Below are 9,223 nucleotides of genomic sequence, written 5' to 3'. Positions count from 1 at the left end.
CACGAACCCGCAAACAACCCCGCCCCGCCGACGATCCCCAATTCCCAAAGAGAACCAATAAAGAAGCCCCCGAACACTTGCGTGTTCGGGGGCATAGATCTGGCGACGACCTACTCTCCCACAGGGTGACCCCTGCAGTACCATCGGCGCAGGAGGGCTTGACTTCCGAGTTCGGGATGGGATCGGGTATGGCCCCTCCGCCATGACCACCAGAAAACCTAGAAGTGGGCTCGACAAGCCTCCCCAAAGAGAGACCCAGCGCCCACCCGGCGACCGAGATGAAGCAGGCTCCTGAAACCCTGCTTCTCTACGTTGCACATTTTCCACTTACTTACTCAGTAGGGACGTACTGTCGCTCGGAACCTCGTACTCGACCTTTCTAACGATGGTCGAGACGTAGGCCAAGCCAAACGGCTCATTAGTACTGGTTAGCTGCACGCGTTGCCGCGCTTCCACACCCAGCCTATCAACGTTGTAGTCTACAACGAGCCTTCAGGGAGTTTTAATCTCGAGGTTGGCTTCCCGCTTAGATGCTTTCAGCGGTTATCCGTTCCGAACTTGGCTACTCTGCAATGCCGCTGGCGCGACAACAGAAACACCAGGGGTCCGTCCATCCCGGTCCTCTCGTACTAGGGACAGATCCTCTTCAAAACTCCTACGCCCACGGAAGATAGGGACCGAACTGTCTCACGACGTTCTGAACCCAGCTCGCGTACCGCTTTAATTGGCGAACAGCCAAACCCTTGGGACCGACTTCAGCCCCAGGATGCGATGAGCCGACATCGAGGTGCCAAACCTCCCCGTCGATGTGAACTCTTGGGGGAGATCAGCCTGTTATCCCCGGAGTACCTTTTATCCGTTGAGCGACGGCCTTTCCATTCAGGACCGCCGGATCACTAAGGCCGACTTTCGTCTCTGCTCCACGTGTATGTGTCGCAGTCAAGCTCCCTTGTGCCTTTACACTCTACGGCTGGTTTCCAATCAGCCTGAGGGAACCTTTGCGCGCCTCCGTTACTCTTTAGGAGGTGACCGCCCCAGTCAAACTACCCACCAGGCAGTGTCCCGGACCCGGATAACGGGCCACGGTTAGAAGTCCAGACTCATCAGGGTGGTATTTCAAGGTTGACTCCACCAGACCTAGCGGCCCGGCTTCAACGTCTCCCACCTATCCTACACAGACAAGCCCGAACTGCAGTGCCAAGCTGCAGTAAAGGTTCACGGGGTCTTTCCGTCTATCCGCGGGTACGGGGCATCTTCACCCCGATTTCGATTTCGCCGAGTCCCGGGTCGAGACAGTGGGGAAGTCGTTACGCCATTCGTGCAGGACGGAACTTACCCGCCAAGGAATTTCGCTACCTTAGGACCGTTATAGTTACGGCCGCCGTTTACCGGGGCTTCGATTCAATGCTTTGCTTACGCTAACATCTCCTCTTAACCTTCCGGCACCGGGCAGGCGTCAGACCCTATACGTCGTCTTGCGACTTAGCAGAGTCCTGTGTTTTTGGTAAACAGTCGCTACCCCCGATTCACTGCAACCCCCTCCAGCTCCAGGCGCAAGCCTTTCACCAGCTGGGGCACACCTTCTCCCGAAGTTACGGTGTTATTTTGCCGAGTTCCTTAACCCGGGTTCTCTCGAGCACCTTGGGATGTTCTCCCCACCCACCTGTGTCGGTTTAGGGTACGGTCGGCACAGCGGTACACTCATGCGAAGCTTTTCCTGGAAGCGCGGAATTATCGAGTTGAAGGCTCCGGAGAGCCCGCCTCATCACCTCTCGGCCTTAGCAGCGCGTTTGTGGCCATTGCCTCCTACGCTGCCAGCCTACTGGCTTGAACGTTCAATCCTCAAGAACGCTCGACTATCCTCCTCCGTCCCTCCTCATGAAACCATCCGTGCCGGTGCAGGAATATTCGCCTGCTTCCCATCGCCTACGCCTTTCGGCCTCGGCTTAGGGACCGACTAACCCTGAGCAGATTATCTTTACCCAGGAACCCTTGGGTTTACGGTGAGAGGGTTTTTCACCCTCTTTATCGCTACTCACGCCAACATCAGCTCTTGTCTGCGCTCCAACGCTCGTTACCGTACGCCTTCACAGCACAGACAATGCTCGCCTACCGCCTGTCCACCTAAGTGGATCAGACCCGCAGCTTCGGCGCATGACTTGAGCCCCGTTGAATTTTCGGCGCGGGCTCGCTCGACCAGTGAGCTGTTACGCTTTCTTTGAAAGGTGGCTGCTTCTAAGCCAACCTCCTGGCTGTCTAAGCGTTCCCACATCCTTTACCACTTAGTCATGACTTGGGGGCCTTAGCTGGCGGTCTGGGTTCTTTCCCTCTTGGCACGGAAACTTAGCTCCCCGCGCCTGAGTGCCGGCCTGTTCTCACGGGTATTCGGAGTTTGGTTGAGTTCGGTAAGATTGTGGTCCCCCTAGCTCATCCAGTGCTCTACCCCCCGTGGAAATCAGCCGACCCCATACCTCAATATGTTTCGGCGAGAACCAGCTATCTCCCGGCTTGATTAGCCTTTCACTCCTATCCACAGGTCATCACCTCATTTTTCAACATGAGTGTGTTCGGCCCTCCACGCAGTCTTACCCGCGCTTCAGCCTGCCCATGGATAGATCGCCGGGTTTCGGGTCTGCAGCCTGTGACTATGTCGCCCTATTCAGACTCGCTTTCGCTTCGGCTTCTCCTAACGGATTAACCTTGCCACAAACCGCAACTCGTTGGCTCATTATGCAAAAGGTACGCAGTCGCACGTTGCCAAAGGCCATAGTGCTCCTACTGCTTGTAGACACACGGTTTCAGGTTCTTTTCACTCCCCTCACAGGGGTTCTTTTCACCTTTCCCTCACGGTACTAGTACACTATCGGTCACCAGGGAGTACTTAGCCTTGGAAGATGGTCCTCCCAGCTTCAAACGAGATTCCACGTGCCTCGTTCTACTCGGGGTTCTCCTAGGGCCTCTCAGACTTTCACGTACGGGGCTATCACCCTCTTTGGCCGGCCTTCCCAAGCCGTTCTGTTAGTCTTCCTGGTCCCATGTCGGAGCCCCACAACCCCAATCGGTTGCCCGATTGGTTTGGGCTAGTCCGCGTTCGCTCGCCGCTACTTACGGAGTCTCTGTTGATTTCCTTTCCTGCGGGTAATGAGATGTTTCAGTTCCCCGCGTTGACCACGCATGCCTATGTATTCAGCATGCGTTGATGGGCCATGACGCCCACCGGGTTTCCCCATTCGGATATCCACGGATCTGTGCTCGAGTCCAGCTCCCCGTGGCTTTTCGCAGGTATCCGCGTCCTTCATCGTCTCCTGGTGCCTAGGCATCCACCGTGTGCCCTTTGTAGCTTGACCTCAATCGCTTCGATTCCCCGGTTGCCCGGTTCTCGAAGTCGACATTGTCCGTAAACCACCGTCAGTTGGGTCGAGTCCGAGGTTCCTTTCGTCACCACGAACCCTACTTTTCTTGGCTGCGTCTCCGCTTTCGATCGGCCCTCACGGGCTCTTCACGGACCACGAAGATGCAGCTGCTCGAGACTCACCCAGCCGACCCCCCTTGGAAGGAAGCCGGCCAAAATTGAGACTCATTTTGTGAACGTCATCTCGACGCTCACGACGGAAAATGTGCTACTCGGTTCGGTTACTGTCGCACCCACGAGCTCGCGCTCGAGGACGGTTCAGTGACCGTTCCGGTGGTCTTGTTCGTCTATCCAGATGTCAGGGAGCACCCCAAGGGTGATCGCCCCTGAAAACTGGGGAGTAGGAGGACCACGAAACTTATCTCTGCGCCTCATCGCTGAGGACTTTGATGTGCACTAAGTGCCCACGGGTTCGACCTGAAGTGTTCGAGCTCGAGGCTCGAACAAACTCCTAGAAAGGAGGTGATCCATCCCCACCTTCCGGTAGGGATACCTTGTTACGACTTCACCCCAGTCACCGATCACTCCTTGGTAAGCGCCCTCCCGAAGGTTAGGCTACCCACTTCTGGAGCAATCGACTCCCATGGTGTGACGGGCGGTGTGTACAAGGCCCGGGAACGTATTCACCGGAGCGTGCTGATCTCCGATTACTAGCGATTCCAGCTTCATGGAGTCGAGTTGCAGACTCCAATCCGAACTGAGACTGGTTTTATGAGATTAGCGTACTCTCGCGAGTTAGCGGCTCTTTGTACCAGCCATTGTAGCACGTGTGTAGCCCTGGGCATGAGGGCCATGAGGACTTGACGTCATCCCCACCTTCCTCCGGTTTAGGCCGGCAGTACCGTCTGAGTTCCCAACTAAATGATGGCAACAGACGACAGGGGTTGCGCTCGTTGCGGGACTTAACCCAACATCTCACGACACGAGCTGACGACAGCCATGCAGCACCTTCTCACCAATTCCCCGAAGGGCACTCCAGCTTTTGGGCCGGATTCTGGTGGATTTAACCCAGGTAAGGTTCTGCGCGTAGCGTCGAATTAAACCACATGCTCCACCGCTTGTGCGGGCCCCCGTCAATTCCTTTGAGTTTTAGTCTTGCGACCGTACTCCCCAGGCGGAGTGCTTAACGCGTTAGCTTCGGCACCGACGGGGTCAATCCGCCGGCGCCTAGCACTCATCGTTTACGGCGTGGACTACCAGGGTATCTAATCCTGTTTGCTCCCCACGCTTTCGCGCCTCAGCGTCAATCATCGTCCAGGTCAGCGCCTTCGCCACTGGTGTTCCTCCCGATATCTACGAATTTCACCTCTACACCGGGAATTCCCTGACCCCCTCCGAGATTCAAGCCTGGCAGTTTTGTATGCACCTCCTGGGTTGAGCCCAGGGCTTTCACATCCAACTTGCCAAGCCGCCTACGCGCGCTTTACGCCCAATGATTCCGAGCAACGTTTGCACCCTCCGTATTACCGCGGCTGCTGGCACGGAGTTAGCCGGTGCTTGCTAAAGGGATACCGTCAAGGCCGGCTCTTCACCGGCTTTATTCTTCTCCCTCCACAGAGCTTTACGATCCTAGGACCTTCATCGCTCACGCGGCGTGGCTGCGTCAGGCTTTCGCCCATTGCGCAATATTCCCCACTGCTGCCTCCCGTAGGAGTCTGGACCGTGTCTCAGTTCCAGTGTGGCTGATCATCCTCTCAGACCAGCTACCCGTCTTCGCCTTGGTGAGCCATTACCTCACCAACAAGCTGATGGGACGCGGACCCGTCCCCTGGCGACCCTTGCGGGCCTTTCTCGCACAAGCCTTGTGACTCATGCGCCATAGCCGGTATTAGCACCGGTTTCCCAGTGTTGTCCCGAACCAGGGGGTTGGTTATCCACGTGTTACGCACCCGTGCGCCACTGTCCCCTCCGAAGAGGTTCTCGTTCGACTTGCATGTGTTAAGCCCGCCGCAAACGTTCGCTCTGAGCCAGGATCAAACTCTCCAGTTTGATGTTGTAATTCAGCCTCACGGCCGAATCTGAGCCGATCTTGCGACCGGCCTGGCTGCCCCCTGCTCCATCTCTGGTCAGGAGGACTTTGGTTTTTTGTCATTCATGCGGGTTGCCCCACATGTGACGAGGTTGTCGACCATTGCTGATCGACGGCCCCGCGGGCGGTCTCGGTGTGCTGCGCTCGAGCGTGCTCGGGCGCAAAACCGGACCGTGCGGTTTCGTGGTCCGTGTTCCTGCTCTCCAGTTTTCAGGCAGCGTCACCCGACCGTTGAGGAGTTTGGCGTCTCCGCCAGGGGCTCTTCATGGCCAGGGGTTGGGATCTCTAGGCCAGTGGGTCGCGTGGGTCAAGGGCTTTTGGAAAAAAAATGATGCGCGCTGTGGCTGCCCGATTTCGGGGATCTAGAGGGGGTTTGTGCTCGGTCGTTCAAGCCGGTCGCGGGGCGGGGTCCAGGCGCAAAGTGCGGAAATGTAGGTGACGAGGCAAAATTTGGGAAACGAAGTTTGCGCGGACCTGGTCGGTCACCGTCGCTAATTGCGCGATGGTGACGGGCGAGGGGTTCGGAAGTACTCAGCGCTCGTGAGCCAAGTCGTGCAGCCAGGGTCGCGAAGCGAGCAGATGGCGACCGAGCGGACCGCGCGTGGCTCGGAACCGGGCGCCGAACGCTCGAGCCGACTCGGACTCCTGTGGATGCTGCTCGGCACGGGGTGCTTTGTCGGGATGGCCGCGTTCGTGAAAGTTCTGCGCGAAGATGGCCTCACGACGAGCGAAGTCATGTTCTGGCGGACCGCGCCAGGGCTGGTGTGGATCCTCGTCGAGCTGCGCATACGCGGCCAAACCCTGCGCCCCAACGCGCCCGGTCCGGTGGTGCTGCGCTCGCTGGCCGGGCTCGGGGCGATGGCGGGCTACTTCTATGCGCTGCGGGCCCTGACCCTGATCGAGAACACGGTGCTCAGCCTGCTGCAGCCCGTGCTGGTCGCGGTGCTCTCGCCCACCCTGCTCGGTGAACGCCTGCACCCCCGCGCGGTGGTCGCTCTGATGGTTGCGGTGGTGGGCGCGCTGGTGGTCCTGCGGCCGGATCAAGCGTGGCGCGCGAACCTCCCGCTGTTGCCGATCGCGGCCGGCGCGATCTCGGCGTTGTTCTCGGCGCTGGCGCACATCATGGTCCGCAAGGCGACGGCCAAGGACTCGCCCGAGCGGGTCGTGTTTTGGTTCACGCTCACGGTCAGCGCGGGCGCGCTGGCGATCGGGCTGGCCCGCGGTGAGTTCTTGCAGCTCCCGGACGTCGGCTGGCTCAACGTCACCGGGAAGATCGCCGGAATGGCCGGCTTCGGGCTCGCCGGGCAGCTGCTCATGACCCGCGCCTACGGGCGCATGGCCGCGCCGATGGTCGCGGTCGTCGCCTACGCGGCGATCCCGATCTCGATGATGCTGGATCTGGTCTGGGGCGTGCGACCTGGCCTCGATGATGCCGTGGGTTCGCTCTTGATGGTGTTCGCGGGGGTGGTCCTGGTTCGCGGCCGACGCGTGTGAGAGAAGCTCGGAGCGCATGACCACCTCCGGCATCCAAGAGCCCTCGAGTCCCCCACCCGATCTGCGCTGGCCCACGTACCCCGGCCACGGGATCGTGCTCGACGCCGCGGTCTACGACGAGGGGCGGGTCGGCGGGGCGCTGCGGGTGCGAGACACCAACGGCAAGATCTACCTCGACGCGATCGCGGGGATCGGCACCGCCGTGCTCGGCCACGCGCACCCTGCCTGGGTCGCGGCGATCCATCGCCAGCTCGAGAAGCTCGGCGCCGTCGCCAACACCTACGGGCACGTGCCTCAACAACAGCTCGCGGCCCGACTCGGCGAGCTGTTCCCGATCGACGCCGGTCGCAGCTTCTTCACCAACAGCGGGACCGAGGCGACCGAGGCGGCGATCAAGCTGGCCCTGCGCGCCACCAAGCGCGACGTGATCGTGGCGTTCGAGCGGGCGTTCCATGGCCGCACGCTCGGCGCGATCTCGCTGACCGCGAACCCGGCCTACCGCGAGCCCTACGTGAGCTGCCACGGCGAGGACCACGAGGGCCGGTTTGCCTCGGCCAAGGTCGTGCGGGTGCCGTTTGACGATGTCGCCGCGCTCGAGCAGGTGTTCGCCGAGCTCGGGCCGCGGATCGCGGCGGTGTTCATCGAGCCGATCCAGGGCGAGGGCGGGGTCTGGCCAGCCAGCAAGGGGTTCTTGCTGCGCGCGCGGGAGCTGTGCGATCGCCACGGCGCGCTGCTTGGGCTCGACGAGATCCAAAGCGGCTGCGGGCGCACCGGCCGGTGGACGGCGTGGGAGACGATCGTTGGTGACGACGCCAAGCCCGACATCATCTGGCTGGCCAAGGCGCTCGGCGGCAGCTTCCCGATCGGCGCATGCCTGACCACGCCCAAGCTCGCGGAGCACATGGGGCCTGGCACCCACGGGACGACCTTTGGCGGCAACCCAATCGCCTGCGTCGCGGGCTTGGCGACCCTGCGGATCATCGAAGAAGAGGGGCTGCTCGACCACGCCGCGGCCCAGCTGCCTACATTACAGAAGATCGCCGCGAGCGAGCCCAACCCCGAGGTCGTCGAGATCCGCGGCACGGGGGCCATGATCGGCGTGCAATTGGGCAAGCTCGACGAAGGTCGCGCCAAGCAGATCGCGCCCGCGCTGACCGAGGCGGGCGTGCTGGTGACGACCCCGGGTGCCCACACGGTGCGGATGTTGTTGCCCTACCGGGCGGGCGAGCTCGAGCTCGGCGAGATCTGGCGGGGGATTGCCCGAGCCTGCGCGGCCACGCCCAAGTGATTGTTCCCACAGGGCTGTTCACGCAGGACCCCGCGCGCGGTCGGTTCCGGCCCCGGGGGACGCCGAGCGCAAACCGTTCGGATACCATCTGGGTGATGTTCGATCGCTCTTCGATCCTCAGTCGCGTTGGCCTGCTGTTCATGGTTGCGACGCTCGGCTGCAAGCCGGACCCCGTCACGACCACCGATCCCGAGCGAGGTGCGGACCCGGGCGGGCCAACGGCGGCCACGACCCCAGCGAGCGACGCCGAGCCGCCGGGACCTGGCCCAGCCGTGGTCGCTACAAATGTTGGCGCGGGCGACAGCGCGGGGGACGAGGACGCCGTCGCCGCCACGGACGACCAGGACGCGGACCCAGACGCCGACCCAGGCGCGGAGTCAGGCTCGGATTCGGAGTCAGGCTCGGATTCGGGCAAGAGCGCCGACCCGAAGAACCCCCAGCCCGTGGCCGCCAAAGAGCGCGAGCCGCTGCCCAAGCCCGCCCACAAGCTGCTCGGGCCCACGTGTCAGCAGCGCTTCGCGGTCGGTGACAAGGTCAAGGGCTTCCGGCTGCCCAGCGTCGACGGCGAGAAGACGATCTCGCCCAACGGCTATCGCAAGCGCGTTGTGCTCCTCAACTTTTGGGGGACGTGGTGCAAGCCCTGCCTCAAAGAGCTGCCAGAGTTCGATCGTCTGTACCGCAAATACCGCAAGCACGGGCTGACCCTGGTCGCGGTTGCTACCGACGAAGAGCCCGAGGCGGTGCAAGAGTTCATCGACAAGCACAAGCTCCGAGCCAAGGTCGCGCTCGCGGGCGAGGAAGCCGCGGGCGCCTACAACCGGCCCAACTTCCCGTTCTCGTTCGTGGTCGACGGCTCGGGCAAGATCGTCGCGGCCTACGAGTTCATCGACGACAGCTGCATGGGCGACCTCGAGCAGGTGATCCGCGACGAGCTCGAGAAGTTGGACTGATTTCTCCAAACGAGGCAGATGGGCGGCCGCGATCGGCTACAACGCGGGTG

The 9,223-nt window shown here is 61.3% G+C and carries 3 protein-coding genes and 3 rRNA genes; 3 read left to right on the top strand and 3 right to left on the bottom strand.

What is annotated here, in order from left to right; translation table 11 throughout:
- Window positions 1-97 precede the first annotated feature (97 nt).
- From rrf to DB30_RS20255, 3 genes are all read right to left on the bottom strand, one after another.
- Window positions 98-214, bottom strand: a 5S ribosomal RNA gene (gene rrf, locus DB30_RS20265).
- Window positions 215-397: 183 nt separating this feature from the next.
- Window positions 398-3,347, bottom strand: a 23S ribosomal RNA gene (locus DB30_RS20260).
- A 520-nt stretch (window positions 3,348-3,867) separates the two neighbouring features.
- A 16S ribosomal RNA gene (locus DB30_RS20255) occupies window positions 3,868-5,401 on the bottom strand.
- Together the 16S, 23S and 5S rRNA genes form the textbook arrangement of a ribosomal RNA operon.
- 580 nt (window positions 5,402-5,981) lie before the next feature.
- Here DB30_RS20255 and DB30_RS20250 point away from each other — a divergent pair.
- From DB30_RS20250 to DB30_RS20240, 3 genes are all read left to right on the top strand, one after another.
- Window positions 5,982-6,935: a DMT family transporter gene (locus tag DB30_RS20250; protein WP_146659800.1), complete on the top strand. Its 954-nt coding sequence runs from the start codon at window positions 5,982-5,984 to the stop codon at window positions 6,933-6,935.
- 16 nt (window positions 6,936-6,951) lie between these two features.
- Window positions 6,952-8,223, top strand: coding sequence for an aspartate aminotransferase family protein (locus DB30_RS20245; RefSeq protein ID WP_052551448.1), 1,272 nt, complete (start codon window positions 6,952-6,954; stop codon window positions 8,221-8,223).
- A gap of 95 nt (window positions 8,224-8,318) precedes the next feature.
- Window positions 8,319-9,173: a TlpA disulfide reductase family protein gene (locus tag DB30_RS20240; protein ID WP_052551446.1), complete on the top strand. Its 855-nt coding sequence runs from the start codon at window positions 8,319-8,321 to the stop codon at window positions 9,171-9,173.
- Window positions 9,174-9,223 lie beyond the last annotated feature (50 nt).

This window comes from Enhygromyxa salina (genome assembly GCF_000737335.2).
GTDB lineage: Bacteria > Myxococcota_A > Polyangia > Nannocystales > Nannocystaceae > Plesiocystis > Plesiocystis salina_C.
The sequence above is the reverse complement of the archived record's forward strand: the minus strand, read 5'-3'. Positions and strand labels throughout refer to the sequence as shown.